Here is a 15,528-nt window from a genome sequence, read left to right as displayed (position 1 = left end):
CGGTCACCGACCGCAGAAGTCACCGGCCACGGTGCCGTCGACCGCAGGAGTCACCGATCACCGATGCCGTCGACTGCCGAAGTCATCGACCCCAGAAGCCACCGAACACCGATCCCGTCGACCGCCGAAGTCACCGACCGCCGTTGTACGGCCCGTACGGACCGTCGCTGCTGGAGCCGCGGCGGCCGCCGCCCCCGCCACCCGAGACCTGCTTGACCGCGGGCCGCACGTCCACGATGTACACGATGCTCGCGATGACGCCGATGATCGGCAGGAACGACAGGATCGAGAACAGATAGCTCACGACGAGGGCGATCCCGAGGATGATCAGCCAGAAGACCTTGGTCTGCTTGTCCGCCGCGCGGAACGCGTCCTCACGCCGGAACGCGGCGTCGAAGAGCCCGAACGCGGCGAGAGCCATCAGGACGATCTTCAGAAGTCCCAGGAACCCCACGAAGCCCGTCATCAGCATGCCGCCCACACCACCCGTTCCGTTCGCTCATCCGACTGCCGACCGCCGAACGGCTGTCCGGTGCCCAGGCCGACTCCTACGCGGCCACCGTACCCGTAGAACGGGCCGGCCACCCCAAAGGTGCCCGGCCCGTTCTCCGTACCGCGAAGTACCGCGCGGGTACCTCCGAGATACCGCGCGGGTATCTCTCGCTCTGTCGCCGATCTCTCCGTCGGCTATGTCGCCCACCGGGCGGCGCGCCCTGCCGCCTACTTCGCGGGCGGGGTGGTCTTCTTCGCGGCCGGCGCCTTGCGGACCGGAGCCGTCTTCTTCGGCGCGGCCTTCTTGGCGGCGGGAGCGGACGCGGCCTGGGCCGGAACCGGCTTGGCGGCCACCGGCTCGTCCTTGACCTCGACCGGCTTGGACTTGGGCTCGACGGCGATCGCCAGCTCCTCGATCTCCTCCGCGGCCTCGCCACGCCAGGTCTTCACGGCCTGCTCACCGTGCTCGGCGACCTTCTCGTACGTCTCCCGGGCCTTCACCGCGTACTCGGCGGCGACGCCGACACCACGCAGCGCGAGGTCCTGAGCGGTCTCGCCGAGCTTCTTCAGGTCGGTGTCGAGGGTGCCGATGAGTTCGGTGACCTTGGTCTGCAGGGTCTCCTGGGTCTCCTTGACCCGGGCGGTCGCCTTCTCCTGGACGGCCTTCGGGTCCGTCTGGCGTACGGCGTCGATCCGGGCCGGCGCCTCGGCGCGCAGCTGCTCCACGATGCCGGGAACCTTCTTCGCCTTCTGCAGGGCGAGGTCGGCGGTGCCGGCGGCGAAGTAGAACGGCGTCGGGTCGGTGACGGCCTTGCGGATGTCGTCGGTGATGGCCATGGTGCTGGTCCTCCGGGTTGCTTGCAGCTGAGGGTTTGTGTGGTTCCGGTCCGCGTACGAGGACTCCGGCGTCGAAGCGGGCGACGAGCCCACCGAAGTCATCGAAGCCGTCGAAGTCGCCAAGGTTGTCAACTCGCCGTCTGCCGCGGGCCGGCATCGTCGCCGTCACCGGCCGCGTGCGGGCCGGGGCCGGGGGCCGGGGGTGCTTCCGGGTCCGTCTCCGCGCCCGGGCCGAGGTCGATGTCGATCTCGAATCCGTTCTCCTTGCGGAAGGACTCGTAGATCTGGAGCAGCACCTGCTTCTGCCGCTCGTTCAGCGTGGGGTCGGCGAGGATGACGGCACGCGTCTCCACCTCGTCACGATCCCGCTCGGCGTCGAGAATGCCGGCCCGCACGTACAGCGTCTCGGCGGAGATCCGCAGCGCCTTGGCGACCTGCTGCAACACCTCCGCGCTCGGCTTTCGCAGCCCGCGCTCGATCTGGCTCAGATACGGATTGGACACCCCGGCGGCGTCGGCGAGCTGCCTGAGCGACAGCTGCGCGTTTCGCCGCTGTTCACGCAGGTACTCACCGAGATTGCCGACGTTGAGCGATGCCATGCCTCCACCATGCCCCACCCTCGCTAACTTTTGCAAGCACCCGCTTGCAAAAGTGCGCTACACCACTGACGACCGGGCGCCGGGGCGTGGCGTGGTGTCCGGTCCCTGCGATCTCCGGGCAGTCTCGGAGATCTCCGGGCAAGTGGGCTGACATCTCCGTCATGTCCGGGCATCGCCGCCTCAAACGAGAGAGGCAAGTGCGCCTTGACAGTTTGGAAATGTCAAGGCGCACTTGCCTCATGACTCTTCCAGACCTGGACGATCTCATCGCGGAAGTCGACCGTAGGTGCGACACCGCACACCGCCCCGGCGGACAAGAACAGCCCGACTGGCTCGCCCTGCTCACGGTCGCCGCCCAACTCGCAGGCCAACTACAGGCCCTGGCAGACGACTTGGTCGAGGACTACGTCGAGCACTGCCGGATGCACGGCAACTCATGGACGGACATCGGCGCGTCCCTGGGTGTGACCCGACAGGCGGTCCAGCAACGCTTCCACGCCCCGCACAAGCGCTACAGCCCCGACACCATGACCGACGACCTCCGCCAAGCGATGGTCCACGTCAAGCAGGCGGCGGTGCATCACCGCAACAACTACATCGGAACCGAGCACCTGCTCTGGGGACTGACCGCGGAGGACAACAGCGCCACCCGCCTCCTGCAGACCGCCGGCGTCTCCCCCGAAACGGTCCACCAATCCGTCGGAACCCGGCTGAGCATGGGGGCATCCCAAGCAGCCGAACGGATCGCCTGGACCCCCTACTCCCGCAAGGCCATCGACATCGCGGAGGCACGGTCCAAGCAGCACGGATCCGACCGCATCGACTGCGAGGACCTGCTGATCGGCCTTGCCCGGGTCGGCCGTGGAGTGGCCGCCGACGTCCTGACCGAGACCGGCTTCGACCCGGCTGCCCTCGACGCGACACCTGCCGACGCCTGAACCCAGCACCGCCCCGGCACCCACCACTCGTTGGACAGCGAGAGCACGGCTCCCTGCCCGGACTTGAGTGAGACACACCGCCGAATCCCATCTCACTCAAGTCCGGGCACCGCAGGTCAGCGCAGCACGGTGCCCGGACTTATCCGAGACAGGACAACTGCCGTCCGGCGTGCAGATCATCGGGCGCGCGTTCCGGGAAGACCTGTGCCTGGCCGCCGCCCAGGAGATCGAGGACCGCCTCAGTGTGCTCACGCCGATCGACCCTCGCCCCGAAGTCCCGGCTGCCGCGCGGTAGGCGGAGCTTCGACCGCCGGACGCCTGGGCCGTGGGCTCTGTTCGACCTGCTCCCCACGGCCTCCGCGAGCGGTGGGACAGGGCCAGATACCTCACCTCGACTGATACGGGATCTTCAGAAGCGTCTCGCTCAACATGAGGCACCGCAGGTCAGCGCATCAACCTGCCCCATCCTCGGCGAGACCGGACACGTGGTGCCTGGCGGCTAAGTCCGCCGGGCCAGGAAGGGCAGCACGACGTCGGCCATTTCGTCGGGCACCTCCTCGGCGAGGTCGTGGCCGGTGACGTCGTGGGCGAACAACCGCATCTGGTCCTCGTTGCGGTCGCCGATGAAGGCGGAGCCGCCGAGGGCCAGCACCGGGATGTCCAGCTTCTTCCGGCCTGCCTGCCGGTTCTGCTCGGCGTCGACGAGCATCGCCCGGTAGATCGACAGCATGGCGCGGATGCCGCCCGGCATCGAGTAGCAGCGCACGTACTCCTCGATCGCGTCGGGAGTGGCGGTGTCCGGGCGGCCCCGCTCATTCTTGATCATGTAGGTGATCAGCTCGCGTTCGTGTCCGGCGATGAGCATCTCGGGCACATCCGGCTGGAAGTAGAAGCCCAGGTGCCACAGGTGCATGCCGCTCGCGACGTTCTCGGGCGTGAGCGCGGTGTGGTCCTCGAAGCCGAATCCGGGGAACAGCGCCTCGGCGAAGACCAGGGCGTTCACGTGATCGCGGTGCCGGGCAGCGAGCTGGTAGCCGATCACGGCACCCCAGTCCTCCCCGATCACGCTGTAGGTGTCGTGACCGAGGTGGGCCATCAGGGCGGCGATGTCGTCGCTCATCGTCGCCGAGTCGTAGCCGCCCGAGGGGCGGGCGGAGTCACCGAGGCCGCGGAGGTCGGGCGCCACGACGGTGTGGTGCGGCGTCAGCTTCGGGAGGAGATGACGCCAGTGGTAGCCGGTCTTCGGCACGCCGTGCAGGAGGACCACTGCCGGGCCCGAGCCGCCCGTCCTGAAGTGCAGGCTTGTGCCGTTGACGGTGACACGGTCCGTGCGGACGGGCGCGTTGCGATGGTCGACGATCACTTCTTCGCCTTTCTGGGGGGTGTTTCTGGTGGCGGCGGCGTTTCTGGTGCCGGTTGGGCTTTCGTGCCGGTTGGGCTTTCGTGCCGGTTGGGCTTCCGTGCCGGTTGGGCTTCCGTGCCGGTTGGGCTTCCGCTCTTATATGGATCGTCCGTTACAGATTTCGCGCATGCCGCATCAGTCGAGCGTGCTCAGGGCGACCTCCACGAGGGGTTCGAGGGTCCTGGCGTCCGGGGTGACCTTCGAGGCGACGAGGAGCCCGTTGAGGAAGGTGAGGAGGAAGGCGGCGAGGGTGTGCGGGTCGTGCCGCGCTGAGATCTCGCCGCGGTCCGCCGCCGTGCGCAGCAGGCCGGTGAGCGCGTCCTCGTTGGCGCTCAGCACATCCCGTACGGTGCGCCGGGTCGGCTGGTCCCCCGGGAGGCGCTCGGTCACGGCATTGACCAGCAGACAGCCCTGGCCGCCGTGCGCGACGGCGATCCGGATCCGTTCGACCAGCAGCGCACGAATCGCCGAGCGGGCGTCCGCCCCCTCTTCCAGACCGCGCAGGGCGGCCGCCGCGTAGGTGACTCGATAGTGCTCCAGCGCGGCGCGGTACAGGCCGTCCTTGTCGCCGAACGCGGCGTACAGGGAGCCCTGCCCGATCCCCAGGTGCCGGGTCAGATCCCGCACCGAGGTCGCTTCGTAGCCGCGCGCCCAGAACAGCTCCATCGCGCGGCTCACCGCCGCCTCGGTGTCGAACTCCCGGGTCCTCGCCATGCCTCCACCGTAGCCCCTTATGGAACGTACGATCAAGAATTCCGCACGGCAGCCCCCCCCCGCCCGCTGGCTGGAAAGTTCGGGCCGCCCCGGTGGGATGGGGAAGCATGAGGCATGCGTCCGAACGAGTGGCATCTCACCGCCGACGTCCATGACTTTCACGCCCGAGCTGGGGACTTCCTGCGTTCGCGCCCCGCTCTGCACACCATGCCGCTGACGGTGACCGAGAAGTACAGAACCGAAGGGGTGGCCTCGCAGGACGGCACCGCGGGCCCTGTTTTCGGCCGACTGGAGCGCGAGGGCGAGGTGCGTGCGGCCTTCTTCCAGCGCGCCCCGACCGGCTCCCTGAGCGTCACGTCCCTCACCCGCGAGCAGGCCGACGCACTCGCCGGCCGTCTGGCCGAGCTGAAGCACCCGGTCCCCGGCGTCGTCGGGGACCATGACTCGTCCACCGCGTTCGCCGAGGCGTGGCAGCGGCGGACAGGTGCGGAACCGGTGCCCAGCACACGGCTCCACCTCTACCGCCTCGGCACGCTCACCCCACCGGAGCCCTTCCCCGAAGGCCGGGGGCGGCCCGTGGGCGAGGAGGACCGGGAGCAGCTCATCCGGTTCTGCCGTGAGTTCTGCGTCGACGTCGGCGAACAGACCTCCATCGACCTGATCGACGCCGGCTCCTGGGCCGACTCACGCTTCGCCGACCGGCACTTCACGTTCTGGGTGACCCCGGACGGCACCCCCGTCTCGACGGCGGCCAGGACCTCGGTCGTCGGCGAGATGAGCAGGGTGGACCCGGTCTACACCCCGGCCCGCCTCCGGGGCCGGGGCTACGCGGGCGCCGTGACGGTCGAGGCGAGCCGCGCCGCGCTGGCCGCGGGCGCGAAGGAGGTCGTGCTGTTCACGGACCCCGGCAACCTCACCAGCAACGCCCTCTACAGGCGGCTCGGTTACGTCCTGCTCACCGACTTCACCGTGTACGAGTTCCCCTCCAGGGCGTCGGAGACGGGCGGCCGGCACCGGGTGGCGGTGGACAGGGATCGTGCGGGCGGCAGACTTGCCTCATGACCGCCGCCGCTCCGAACGCCAAGGCCGACCTCAGTTTCTACCTGCAGTCGGCCCGCGACGCCCTGCTGTGGAAGCTCGACGGGCTGTCGGAATACGACATCCGCCGCCCACTGACGCCGACCGGCACCAACCTCCTGGGGCTGATCAAGCACGCGGCCGGCGTCGAACTGGGCTACCTCGGTGACACCTTCGGCCGCCCCTCGGGCGAACCGCTGCCCTGGCTCGGCGACGGCGCCGAGCCCAACGCGGACATGTGGGCCACCGCCGACGAGTCCCGCGAGGACGTCGTGGGGCTCTACCGACGGGCCTGGGCGCACGCGGACGCGACGCTCGACGCGCTGCCGCTGGACGCCGTCGGCAGGGTGCCGTGGTGGCCCGACGGCAAGGACGAGGTGACGTTGCACCACGCCGTGGTCCGCGTGATCGCGGATACCCATCGGCACGCCGGCCACGCCGACATCGTCCGCGAACTCATCGACGGAGCCGCCGGGATGAACGAGGGCAACACGAGCATCCCGTCGAGCGACTCGGCATGGTGGGAGGAGTATCGCGGCCGCCTGGAACACGCGGCCGAGGAAGCCGAGCGAAATTCCTGACCGACCCGTTCGGCAGGTCGTTCCTTTCCGGGTGTGCCGACCCACCCTCTCAGAACAGGCCGTAATTCAGGCTGAATACGCATTGCCCGGCCCTCGCCCCTCCCCTTATGGTTGGCGCATGACTGCCGGGTCGGCCTTGCGCCGTGAGTGGATCGGTTGCCCGGCCTCCGAGTGAGGCCGGGGCGGGCGAGGAGCCCGCCCGCTGAAGTTGCGCGCACCGAACACCGTTCTCTTTCTTACGAGTTCATCGAGTGCCTCCGTGGCACGTCACCGATGCTTGCCGGCTCCATGCCGCGTTCCTTCGGCGTCGCCCGGCATTGCTCGGCATTTCTGCGGTGTTCCACGACGCACCACGGGTGCGTCCATCACCTCTCGCGCGCGCCGAAATCAACGCACCGCACTCCCGCGGCATCGCATCACACTCCACCGCCCGCACCACCCCCACACCGCACCGCATCGCACCGCATCCTCGGCGGACATCCCGCCACGCATTCAACGCCGACACCCATTCCGTCGGTCATTCGCGGACGCGCGCTGCGGCGATCATCCCTGCCCGAATTCCGTGACAATTCCCGTCGCGCGGCCATCAACGGAAAGCAGAGAATGCCCAACCCTTTCAACCAGCAGGTCATCGACGAGTTCCGCGCCCGCCACGGCGAGGTGGGCGGCTACTTCGAGGGCGCCCGGCTGATCCTCCTCACCACCACCGGCGCCCGTACCGGCAACCGGCACACCACTCCCCTCGGCTACCTCCCCGACGGCGACGGCACGATCCTGGTCATCGCGTCGGCCGGAGGGTCGCCGAAGCATCCCGACTGGTACCGGAACATCACGGCCGACCCCCGCGTCACCGTGGAGAGCGGGGCGTTCACCTACGAGGCCGAGGCCGTCGTACTGGACGGCGAGGAGCGGGACCGGGCGTTCGCACGGGCGGTCGAGGACGAGCCGGGCTGGGCCGAGTACCAGGCGAAGACGGACCGTACGATCCCGGTCGTCGCCCTGCGCCAGGTTCCCGTGTCCGGTCCTCCGAACATCAATGCCCGTTCCATGGGCGAGGCCATCAAGGTCGTCCATGACGCCTTCCGCCGCGAACTCGCGCTGATCAAGAAGGAGCTGGCCGCGAGCAACGGCCGCCCCGGGCTCGGTGCCCAGCTTCGGGTCAACTGCCTCACCTTCTGCCAGGGCCTCCACAACCACCACACCGGCGAGGACATCGGGCTCTTCCCCCACCTCTCCGACCGCCACCCCGAGCTGGCCCCGGCCCTGACCCGCCTCCACGAGGAGCACGAGCGGATCGCCGCGCTCTGCGAGGAACTGCGCCGGGCCGTGACGGCCGAGAACGCCGCCCCCGAAGCCGTACTCCCCGAGGTGGAGCGCCTCGTCGCCCAGCTCGAAGCCCACCTCACGTACGAGGAGGAGCAGTTGATCCCGGTGCTGGACGCCATGGCGGTGCCGACGGCACCCTGAGCGGCGCACTGGAGGGGAAGGGCGCGGCACCAGGCGCGCGCCCTCCTGCACAGCCGGTGAGCGGCTCGCGAGCCCCCTGGGGGGAGGGAGAACGGGCTCGCGTGCGCGCCGCTCACCGGCACCGCTCACCGTAGCCACGACCTCGATCACCAAGGTGCCGGTACGGTCATGACTCCGCCGCCTTCCGGTAACACGATCACACCTTCACCACCTGCTGGAACGAACCGCTCACCAGGGCAGCACCCGCGCGTGCACCACGTCCAGCCGGGACACGGCACGCGTGAGCACGACGTACAGCCGGTGCAGTCCTCGCCCCTCCGCCGCCACGATCGCGGCCGGCTCGACGACCACGACATGGTCGTACTCCAGCCCCTTCGCCTCCCCGGCCCCCAACACCGCGACACGCAAGCCGAGTTCGCCCGGCCCGCCGACGGTGATCCCGGCCTCGCCGAGTGCTTCCCGCAGCCGTACGACGTCGGGCCCGTCGGCCGCGACGACCCCGATGGACCCCTCACGAGCGAGCGCGTCCCGCACGGCGGCGACGGTCTCGGACACGGTTTCGGGGAAAACCCCGGGGACCGCCCCACCGGTACCACCGGCCTCCGCCCCCTCCACCCTCCTGATCCGCAGCTCCCCGTCGCTCCGCAGGGACCGAGCGGCGGGCACGTCCACTCCCAGGCGTCCCAGCAGCCCGTTCGCCAGCCCTACGACGGCCTGCGGCACCCGGAACCCGGTGGTGAGCGGGACGACGTGGGCGTCCGGCTTGCCCAGGTGGGTGAGGAGTGCGGGCCAGTCGCGGGCGGCCCAGGGAGTCGTCCCCTGGGCCAGGTCGCCGAGGACGGTCACCGAGCCGTAGGCCGCCCGGCGGGCGATCGCGCGGCACTCCATCGGGGAGAGGTCCTGGGCCTCGTCGACGACGACATGGCCGTAGCCTTCCGGGTGGGCGAGCAGCCCCGCGACCTCGTCGAGGAGGACGAGATCGGCCGCCGACCAGCGGGCCGACCGCCACGTACGTGGTGGCTCCGCCCAGCCGAGGGCCTTCCGCTCCCCCACGTCGAGAAGGCCCTGCGCCGCGACGGCCAGCGTGTCCGGGTCCCCGAGCAGCCCGGCCACCACCTCCTCCGGCCGCACCTTCGGCCACACGGCGTCGATGTACGCGCCGACCGGCCGCGACCGCGAGATCCGGTACAGCCACGCGTTCGGGCGGGGCCCCGCCCGCCGCTCCGCCTGCAACTGCAGCAGCCGCACGACCCGCGCCCGTACGCGTTCACGCCCGACGTCGTAGGGCAGGTCCTGCACCCGTACGTCCGCCACGATCCGCCGCAGCTCGTCCCCGGAGACCCGCCAGCGGTACGAGCCCTCCGCCAGGACGAGGGAGTCGAAGCGATGGCCGTCGCCCGCGACCCTCGCGTACAGGGCCCGGCGGAGCACCTCCGCCATCCGGGCGTCGTGCTTCACGACCGCCGCGCACTCGTCGTCCTCCGCCGTGACCGGGTGCCGGGCGATCTCGTCCGTGACCGTCGACTGCCGTACCCCCGTCTCTCCCAGCGCCGGCAGCACCTCGGCGATGTAGGAGAGGAAGGTGCGGTTGGGGCCGAGGATCAGCAGCCCGCCGCGGCGGATGCGCTGGGGGTATGTGTAGAGGAGGTACGCGGCGCGGTGCAGCCCGACGGCCGTCTTGCCGGTGCCGGGGGCGCCCTGGACGCAGACGGAGGTGCCGAGATCCGCCCGCACCAGGTCGTCCTGCTCCGGCTGGATGGTGGCGGCGATGTCCCGCATGGGGCCGACGCGGGGCCGCTCGATCTCGGCGGCGAGCAGGCTGCCGGGGTGGGCGGCGGCCCTGTCGTGTCCGGGGCCGCTACGGTCCAGGCGCTCGTCCTCCAACCCCGTGAGGTCGGCCGACCCGCCCCGGCTGCCCGGCGCCCACCCGAAGCGGCGCCGGACGGCGACACCCCGTGGATCACGGGAACTCGCCTGGTAGAAGGCCCGCGACACCGGCGCCCGCCAGTCGACGACGAGCGGCGGCACGGCCGGGGCCTCGCTGATCCGCAGGCGTCCGACGTGGTAGCTCTGCCCGGCGTGATCGGCGTCCGTGTGAACGTCGAAGTCGAGCCGCCCGAAGAACAACGGCCCCTCGGGCAGCTCCCGCATCTCCTTCGCCCGGCTGCGCAGCCGGTAGCCGAGCACTTCGGCGTCCGCCCCCGACGCGGAGACGTCCTCCCCCACGACGACCTGCTCCCCCGCGCCTTCGACCATGGCGGCGAGGGCGGCGCGGCAGGTGTCGTGGTACGCACGCTCATGAGCGAGCGCGCGCCGGAGGCTGGGGTCGACGGCGGGTTCGACGGCAGGTTCGAGGGACGTCATTCCACCGAGCGTACCGAAATAACGTGACCGAGTTAAATTCTTTACCGAGCTTCAGCAATCAGGGTTCGCGGGCGCACGGGATGCGCCCGCCGAGCACCCTGCCGAGCACTCCGCCGGAGGCAACCGCCTCAGCCCGCGGCCCCGAGCGGAAGGGCCCCCTCCAACCGCCCGAACACCCGCTCCGCGGCGGCGACGGCGTCCCGTTCGACCTCCTCCATCGGCTCCCCCCGCTCGACCCGCCGCCGGTTCTCCTCCGCGAGCACCCGCCGTACGGCCACGATCTGCCCGGCGGCGACCCGCGCGTCGAGACCGCCCCCGAGCACCTCGGCGAGCGCGGCCTCGGCCCGCTCCAGATGGCCGTACGCCCGCGCGACCAGCGACGGTGTCCCGTAGAGCAGCCGGTGGAACGCGAGCACCTGCGGATGGTCGTTCAGCCCGGTCACCGGGTCCCGCTGCGCCAGCCCCGCCAGAAAATGCGCCCGCACGGCCCCCACGACCGACTCCCCCTCGGCCCGCCCGGCCACCACCCGCGCCGTCTCGTCCTCGTGATCGGCGATCCGGTGGAGGACGAGGTCCTCCTTGGCCGGGAAGTACCGGAACAGCGTCGGCTTGGAGATCTCCGCCGCCGCGGCCACCTCGGCCACGGACACGGCGTCGAACCCCTTCTCCAGGAACAACCGGATCGCCACATCCGACACGGTCTCGTACATCCGCCGCTTCTTGCGCTCACGCAGGCCGGTCTCACTCATGCCGTCGAGCCTAAGCACCGACGGCGCCGGCCCGCAGCCACCGGGTGAGCGCCGCCTCGATCGCCGACACGCCGGGCACCTCCTCGACACCCAGAGGGTACGCGCCTCTGCTCAGCACGCCCCGGACCGTCCGGCTCGCACGGCGGAGCAGCGCCCGGTAGGCCGTGCGATCGGCCGTGGGCGCGACGCGGAGCTCCTGCGAGGTGCGGATGACATCGGTGAACACCGACTGCGCCCTCTTGTAGTCGAGGAGCTTCGGCAGATCCTCCTGCCAGCCTCGGGAGCTTCCCGGCCGGGCCTTCTCCACGAGCGCGCACCAGCGTTCCGTCATCCGCAGTTCCTGCTCCACCGGGTAGCGCATCAGATAGAGGTGGGTGGCCAGGTCGTACAGCGGGTCGCCGAACATCGCGAGTTCCCAGTCGATGACCCACAGGCGCCGGTCGCGGTCGACGATGAGGTTCTCTCGGTGAAGATCGGCATGGAGCAGGCAGAAGGGGCGCTCGCGCAGGCCGGACACGTGCTTTCTGAGCTGCTTGAAGGAGTCGAGGTCCAGGTTCAGGTCCCCGAACAGGCGGCCGTACTCCGGGAGGTTGTCCCGGTAGACCTTGTCCTCGGTGAAGCAGATCAACCGGTCGAGGAAGCCCGCGCTGTCACCTTCCCGCGCGCGGTCCTGCCGCTCGCACCTCCGCTTCACCAGCAGGGACCGCGGCCTGACGGCGGCCAGTTGCCGGAACAGGGTGAGGATCTGCTCGAACTCCTCGTCGGGCACCGTCGTGTCGGACGGGTGCAACGTCCCGAGCGTCTCGCCCTCGACGAACCGCTGGAGGACGGTTCCCTCGACCTCGATGAGGTCGGGAATATTGTCGATACGACCGTGGAGTTCGGTGAGCAGGCGCTCCTCCGAGTCGAAGCAGCGTCGGTCGAACCACAGCAGGCTCTCGCGCGGCTCACGGCACTTCCAGCGTCCGCCTTCACCGACGTGGGCCTCCGGGGGCAGGCGGAAGACATAGGTCTCGTGGTGGTAGCCGCTGAGCGGTCCCTCCACCTCACCCGGGTCGGCGCTCATCTCACCGGCGCGGCGCCGCCCCGTGGAATCCGATTCAGCTGGCATTGCCCGTTCTCTCGCCGTGGTCGCACCCGTGCAGAAATCCAGAAAGTGGAGGCACGGTACTCCTCCGTGGGCGAGCATCGTGCCAGAAGCGGGTCTTTGGCAGGTGGTGGTCCACCGGTTGAGCGCACCCGCGCCCGGCCCCGCACCGCGACGCATCGCACACCTGCCCGAATGCGCCTCACCCCCGAGGCGTGCGCCCGGCCGCACCACCCGGCCGGGCGGGCCCCGGGGTTCAGGCCCGGCCCGGAAGAAGCGTGCGCAGGAGGTCCAGCACCGGCTTCAGGGAGTTCACCGTGCGGGACAGGGGAACGCCCGCCTCGCGGAGTGCCTTGAGTTTGCGTTCGTTCTGTGCGTACCCGAGGAAGGGGACGCCGGCCTCTCGGGCCGCCTCGAAGTCCGTCGGGGCGTCGCCGACCATCAGGGAGCGGGTCGGGTCGGCGCCCATCGCGTTGAGGGCCTGGCGCAGGATGTGGGGGTGCGGCTTCATCAGGTCGAGGTCGCGCGTGCGGCCGTACATGTAGGGGAAGCACTCGGTGAGGCGGCGGGTCTCGATGTAACGGGCCGCCGCGAGCGCCGAGTTGTTGGTCGTGATGGCGAACGTGGCCCGCCGGGACCAGGTCCGGATGAGCGGGTCGGCCCAGCTGGTGGGGAAGGCCTTCGGCGCGGCGGTCAGCTCCTGCTGGGTGAGCCACTGCTCCAGGTCGACGATGAGGTCGCTGCTGGGGTGGCGCCGGCCCAGACCCAGCAGGACGACCTGCGGGTCCGACGTACCGCGTTCCCGCTCGGTCAGCAGGCCGCCCAGCCCGCGCCGGTCGATCAGCTCCACCAGATCGCGGGCCACTTGGTGCGCGGGATGCCCGGAGAACAGTCGGCAGATCGGCCCGTCCAGGTCCCAGAGCACATGGCGTACGGGAGTGATCAGTTCTCGGAGGGACTCTGTCTCTGCTGTCACCGGTTCAGTCTGCGCCGTATCAGGAGTCACTAGGAGAGTGTCAGGTCCGTCGTGATGGTTTCCCAGAGGGCGTTGAACCACTGCTGGGACTGGTCGACGAAGGCCGCGTCGCGGGGGCCCGTCTCCTTCTCGAAGGAGAAGAGGAGGGACTGCGTGCCGAAGGCGTCGTACATCTGCAGGGGGCCGTCCTCCATCTGCTCCTCGCGCTGCATGAGCATGTAGTAGGCGATCAGGGCCTCCTGGCCGTTGAGGAGGTACAGCTTCACGGGCGGGGTGAAGGGCAGCGCGCGGAAGGCGACGCGGACGTCGAGCTGGTGGGACGTGCGCAGGGCCTGGAGGTTGTGGCGCAGGACGCGGATCTGGGCGTTGCGCTGGTCGAGCCAGCGCTTGTGGACCGGGTCCTCGTCGTCCGCGCCCCGCCCCTCCACCGGCACCGGGAACGCCAGGTTGATCTTCCGGGAGGGGAGGAGGATGCGTACGTCCACGGACTTGGGGCGGATCGTTCCCTCGTGGATGCGGCGGACCGGCTCGCCGAGGGCCAGCATCAGGGTCTCGGCGGTGAGGCAGGCCGCGTCGATCCGGACGTGCGGCGCGGAGAAGGCCGCGGCGAGGCGGGGGCCGAGGCCCACCATCGTCGGCTGCGGCTCCTCCCTCGCGGGATGCACGGCCTCGGCGACCCTGGGCGGGCTCCCCTTGCTCACGTTGCTCAGCAGCCCGTCGTCCTGCAGGGCGCGCAGCGCCTGACGGACGGTACCGCGCTCCACGCCGAACTCCTCCGCCAGTTCGGCCTGGGTGGGCAGGCGCTCGCCGGGCCTGAGTTCGCCGCCGCGGATGCGGTCCCGCAGGGTGTCGGCGATCTCCTGGGACGAGAGCTTTCTGCTGCCGTTCACTGCAACGTTCTCCTGAGTCACGACCAAACGGTACAACTCTCACCCATCTTTGGGGAGTTCACCGCAAGGTGGTTATGAACATGGACCAAATGGGAACCATTTAAACGAAGTTGGTTGCCAACTTGGTTAAGTTGGCACAGTTCTGACACTGACCGGCCCCCTGGTCACCGCCGCACGGCACTCAGCCCCTCGGAGGAGGTACCACCATGCCCGCTGCCATCGCCCTCGCCTCCGCCCTCGTCGTCGTCGCCCTCCAGCGATTCGTCGAGTGGCGCTACGGCACCATGGGAGCCGTCGGCCTGCTGTTCCTCACGATCGGGCTGAAGGCGAACAACCACACGTGCAGCTCGATCGGCGCGGTCATCCTCGCGCTGATGTTCGCCGGACCCGCGATGTGAGGCGCGAGCCCCTGCCCACGGCCCCTGGCCTCTCGCCCCTCAGGACGTGAGCAGCAGGTCCGAGCTGATCGTCTCCCACAGCGCGTTGAACCACAGGCCGGACTGTTCGACGAACGTCGTGTCCCGCGGGGCCGCGGCCGCACCCCGCTCGAACGCGAACAGCGTGGACTGGGTGCCCTCGGCGTCGTACATCTCCAGCTGCTCACTGTCCACTTCGGCCTCCTTCCGCTGGACGGTGTAGTACGCGAACAGCGCCTCCCGGCCGTTGAGGAGGTACAGCTTCACGGGCGGGGTGAAGGGCAGCGCGCGGAAGGAGACATGGACGTCGATGTGGTGCGTGGACCGCAGGGCCAGCAGGTTGTGCTTCAGGACCTGTCCCTGGGCGTTGCGCTGGGCGAGCCAGCGGCGCTGCAGCCGGCCGTCGACCGAGGCGTCGACCGGGGCCGGGAAGGCCAGCGGGATGTCCCGGCTGGGCAGCATCACCCGGACGTCGACCCTGGCCGGATTCAAGCGCCCCGCGTGAATCTCGCGCAACGACTCACCCACGGCGAGCGTGAGGGACACGGACGTCAGGCACAGGGCGTCGATCCGCACGTGCGGGGCCGCGAAGGCCGCGGACACCCGCGGGGCGAGCTCCACCATCGTGGGCCGCGGGGCCGCTTCCGGCCCGCCGGCGGCCGCCGCCCCCAGGCGTGCGGCGACGGTGGCAGGACTGCCCTTGGAAACATTGGTGAGCAGGTGCTCGGACTGCAGGATGCGCAGGGCCTGCCGTACGGCCCCGCGCTCCACGCCGAACTCGTCGGCCAGCTTCGCCTGGGTGGGCATGCGCTGTCCCGGTCGCAGCTCGCCGGACCTGATCCGGCCGCGCAACACGTCGGCCACCTCGTGGTGTGACCTCTGGGGCCGCTGTGACGACTTCCGCCCATCGACGGCCGTGCGTTCCCGCTCCACGAACAA

Annotated in this window: 17 protein-coding genes; 6 read left to right on the top strand and 11 right to left on the bottom strand. The window is 70.2% G+C overall.

Annotated elements, in window-relative coordinates; genetic code table 11:
- Nucleotides 1-130 precede the first annotated feature (130 nt).
- From ACZ6BB_RS36700 to ACZ6BB_RS36690, 3 genes are all read right to left on the bottom strand, one after another.
- The gene (locus ACZ6BB_RS36700) at nt 131-472 is read right to left on the bottom strand and encodes a DUF2516 family protein (protein WP_383894479.1); all 342 of its coding nucleotides are present in this window, start codon (nt 470-472) and stop codon (nt 131-133) included.
- A gap of 248 nt (nt 473-720) precedes the next feature.
- Complete coding sequence (locus tag ACZ6BB_RS36695; protein WP_471619459.1) at nt 721-1,329, bottom strand: hypothetical protein; 609 nt, start codon at nt 1,327-1,329, stop codon at nt 721-723.
- A 128-nt stretch (nt 1,330-1,457) separates the two neighbouring features.
- Complete coding sequence (locus ACZ6BB_RS36690; RefSeq protein ID WP_471619458.1) at nt 1,458-1,928, bottom strand: helix-turn-helix domain-containing protein; 471 nt, start codon at nt 1,926-1,928, stop codon at nt 1,458-1,460.
- A 239-nt stretch (nt 1,929-2,167) separates the two neighbouring features.
- On the opposite strand from ACZ6BB_RS36690, the gene ACZ6BB_RS36685 reads away from it, so the two are divergent.
- Entirely contained in the window at nt 2,168-2,866 is a 699-nt protein-coding gene (locus ACZ6BB_RS36685; RefSeq protein ID WP_471619457.1) for a Clp protease N-terminal domain-containing protein, read from the top strand.
- A gap of 169 nt (nt 2,867-3,035) precedes the next feature.
- Nucleotides 3,036-3,161 carry a hypothetical protein gene (locus ACZ6BB_RS36680; RefSeq protein WP_471619491.1) on the top strand — a complete coding sequence of 42 codons (126 nt, stop codon included), beginning with the start codon at nt 3,036-3,038 and terminating at the stop codon, nt 3,159-3,161.
- 204 nt (nt 3,162-3,365) lie between these two features.
- Here the strand turns inward: ACZ6BB_RS36680 and ACZ6BB_RS36675 are convergent, their stop codons facing one another.
- Both ACZ6BB_RS36675 and ACZ6BB_RS36670 read right to left on the bottom strand, forming a co-directional pair.
- A complete protein-coding gene (locus ACZ6BB_RS36675; RefSeq protein WP_471619456.1) occupies nt 3,366-4,229 on the bottom strand; it encodes an alpha/beta fold hydrolase in 864 nt (287 codons plus the stop codon).
- Nucleotides 4,230-4,403: 174 nt separating this feature from the next.
- Nucleotides 4,404-4,982: a TetR/AcrR family transcriptional regulator gene (locus tag ACZ6BB_RS36670; protein WP_471619455.1), complete on the bottom strand. Its 579-nt coding sequence runs from the start codon at nt 4,980-4,982 to the stop codon at nt 4,404-4,406.
- A gap of 114 nt (nt 4,983-5,096) precedes the next feature.
- On the opposite strand from ACZ6BB_RS36670, the gene ACZ6BB_RS36665 reads away from it, so the two are divergent.
- From ACZ6BB_RS36665 to ACZ6BB_RS36655, 3 genes are all read left to right on the top strand, one after another.
- Nucleotides 5,097-6,044 carry a GNAT family N-acetyltransferase gene (locus ACZ6BB_RS36665; protein WP_471619454.1) on the top strand — a complete coding sequence of 316 codons (948 nt, stop codon included), beginning with the start codon at nt 5,097-5,099 and terminating at the stop codon, nt 6,042-6,044.
- Nucleotides 6,041-6,640, top strand: a complete 600-nt coding sequence (locus tag ACZ6BB_RS36660) for a DinB family protein (protein ID WP_471619453.1) — start codon at nt 6,041-6,043, stop codon at nt 6,638-6,640. Before ACZ6BB_RS36665 ends, ACZ6BB_RS36660 begins: the two co-directional genes overlap by 4 nt.
- A gap of 603 nt (nt 6,641-7,243) precedes the next feature.
- The gene (locus tag ACZ6BB_RS36655; RefSeq protein ID WP_471619452.1) at nt 7,244-8,107 is read left to right on the top strand and encodes a nitroreductase/quinone reductase family protein; all 864 of its coding nucleotides are present in this window, start codon (nt 7,244-7,246) and stop codon (nt 8,105-8,107) included.
- Nucleotides 8,108-8,335: 228 nt separating this feature from the next.
- Here the strand turns inward: ACZ6BB_RS36655 and ACZ6BB_RS36650 are convergent, their stop codons facing one another.
- The 5 genes from ACZ6BB_RS36650 to ACZ6BB_RS36630 all read right to left on the bottom strand — a co-directional run bounded on the left by ACZ6BB_RS36650 (nt 8,336) and on the right by ACZ6BB_RS36630 (nt 14,173).
- Nucleotides 8,336-10,471 (bottom strand): HelD family protein, encoded by a 2,136-nt coding sequence (locus tag ACZ6BB_RS36650; RefSeq protein ID WP_471619451.1) that lies wholly within the window; start codon nt 10,469-10,471, stop codon nt 8,336-8,338.
- Nucleotides 10,472-10,599: 128 nt separating this feature from the next.
- Entirely contained in the window at nt 10,600-11,220 is a 621-nt protein-coding gene (locus ACZ6BB_RS36645) for a TetR family transcriptional regulator (protein ID WP_471619450.1), read from the bottom strand.
- Between the two features lie 10 nt (nt 11,221-11,230).
- Entirely contained in the window at nt 11,231-12,331 is a 1,101-nt protein-coding gene (locus ACZ6BB_RS36640) for a phosphotransferase (RefSeq protein ID WP_471619449.1), read from the bottom strand.
- Between the two features lie 232 nt (nt 12,332-12,563).
- Nucleotides 12,564-13,283 (bottom strand): HAD family hydrolase, encoded by a 720-nt coding sequence (locus ACZ6BB_RS36635; protein WP_471619448.1) that lies wholly within the window; start codon nt 13,281-13,283, stop codon nt 12,564-12,566.
- A gap of 29 nt (nt 13,284-13,312) precedes the next feature.
- Nucleotides 13,313-14,173: a GntR family transcriptional regulator gene (locus ACZ6BB_RS36630; protein WP_471619447.1), complete on the bottom strand. Its 861-nt coding sequence runs from the start codon at nt 14,171-14,173 to the stop codon at nt 13,313-13,315.
- Nucleotides 14,174-14,379: 206 nt separating this feature from the next.
- Between ACZ6BB_RS36630 and ACZ6BB_RS36625 the strand changes: the two genes are divergently transcribed.
- Nucleotides 14,380-14,571 carry a hypothetical protein gene (locus ACZ6BB_RS36625; protein ID WP_471619446.1) on the top strand — a complete coding sequence of 64 codons (192 nt, stop codon included), beginning with the start codon at nt 14,380-14,382 and terminating at the stop codon, nt 14,569-14,571.
- Nucleotides 14,572-14,610: 39 nt separating this feature from the next.
- Here the strand turns inward: ACZ6BB_RS36625 and ACZ6BB_RS36620 are convergent, their stop codons facing one another.
- On the bottom strand, nt 14,611-15,528 hold the full coding sequence (locus ACZ6BB_RS36620; protein WP_471619445.1) for a winged helix-turn-helix domain-containing protein: 918 nt from the start codon (nt 15,526-15,528) through the stop codon (nt 14,611-14,613).

The organism is Streptomyces sp. NPDC041108, from assembly GCF_055592645.1.
Note: the sequence above shows the minus strand (reverse complement) of the source record. Positions and strands in the feature narration are given on the sequence as shown.

What these genes read in the sequence shown, in the direction of transcription:
- ACZ6BB_RS36640 (WP_471619449.1), bottom strand. Translation starts at nt 12,331, where the DNA reads ATGCCAGCTGAATCGGATTCCACGGGGCGGCGCCGCGCCGGTGAGATG.
- ACZ6BB_RS36690 (WP_471619458.1), bottom strand. Translation starts at nt 1,928, where the DNA reads ATGGCATCGCTCAACGTCGGCAATCTCGGTGAGTACCTGCGTGAACAG.
- ACZ6BB_RS36685 (WP_471619457.1), top strand. Translation starts at nt 2,168, where the DNA reads ATGACTCTTCCAGACCTGGACGATCTCATCGCGGAAGTCGACCGTAGG.
- ACZ6BB_RS36700 (WP_383894479.1), bottom strand. Translation starts at nt 472, where the DNA reads ATGCTGATGACGGGCTTCGTGGGGTTCCTGGGACTTCTGAAGATCGTC.
- ACZ6BB_RS36660 (WP_471619453.1), top strand. Translation starts at nt 6,041, where the DNA reads ATGACCGCCGCCGCTCCGAACGCCAAGGCCGACCTCAGTTTCTACCTG.
- ACZ6BB_RS36665 (WP_471619454.1), top strand. Translation starts at nt 5,097, where the DNA reads ATGCGTCCGAACGAGTGGCATCTCACCGCCGACGTCCATGACTTTCAC.
- ACZ6BB_RS36645 (WP_471619450.1), bottom strand. Translation starts at nt 11,220, where the DNA reads ATGAGTGAGACCGGCCTGCGTGAGCGCAAGAAGCGGCGGATGTACGAG.
- ACZ6BB_RS36625 (WP_471619446.1), top strand. Translation starts at nt 14,380, where the DNA reads ATGCCCGCTGCCATCGCCCTCGCCTCCGCCCTCGTCGTCGTCGCCCTC.
- ACZ6BB_RS36695 (WP_471619459.1), bottom strand. Translation starts at nt 1,329, where the DNA reads ATGGCCATCACCGACGACATCCGCAAGGCCGTCACCGACCCGACGCCG.
- ACZ6BB_RS36655 (WP_471619452.1), top strand. Translation starts at nt 7,244, where the DNA reads ATGCCCAACCCTTTCAACCAGCAGGTCATCGACGAGTTCCGCGCCCGC.
- ACZ6BB_RS36670 (WP_471619455.1), bottom strand. Translation starts at nt 4,982, where the DNA reads ATGGCGAGGACCCGGGAGTTCGACACCGAGGCGGCGGTGAGCCGCGCG.
- ACZ6BB_RS36650 (WP_471619451.1), bottom strand. Translation starts at nt 10,471, where the DNA reads ATGACGTCCCTCGAACCTGCCGTCGAACCCGCCGTCGACCCCAGCCTC.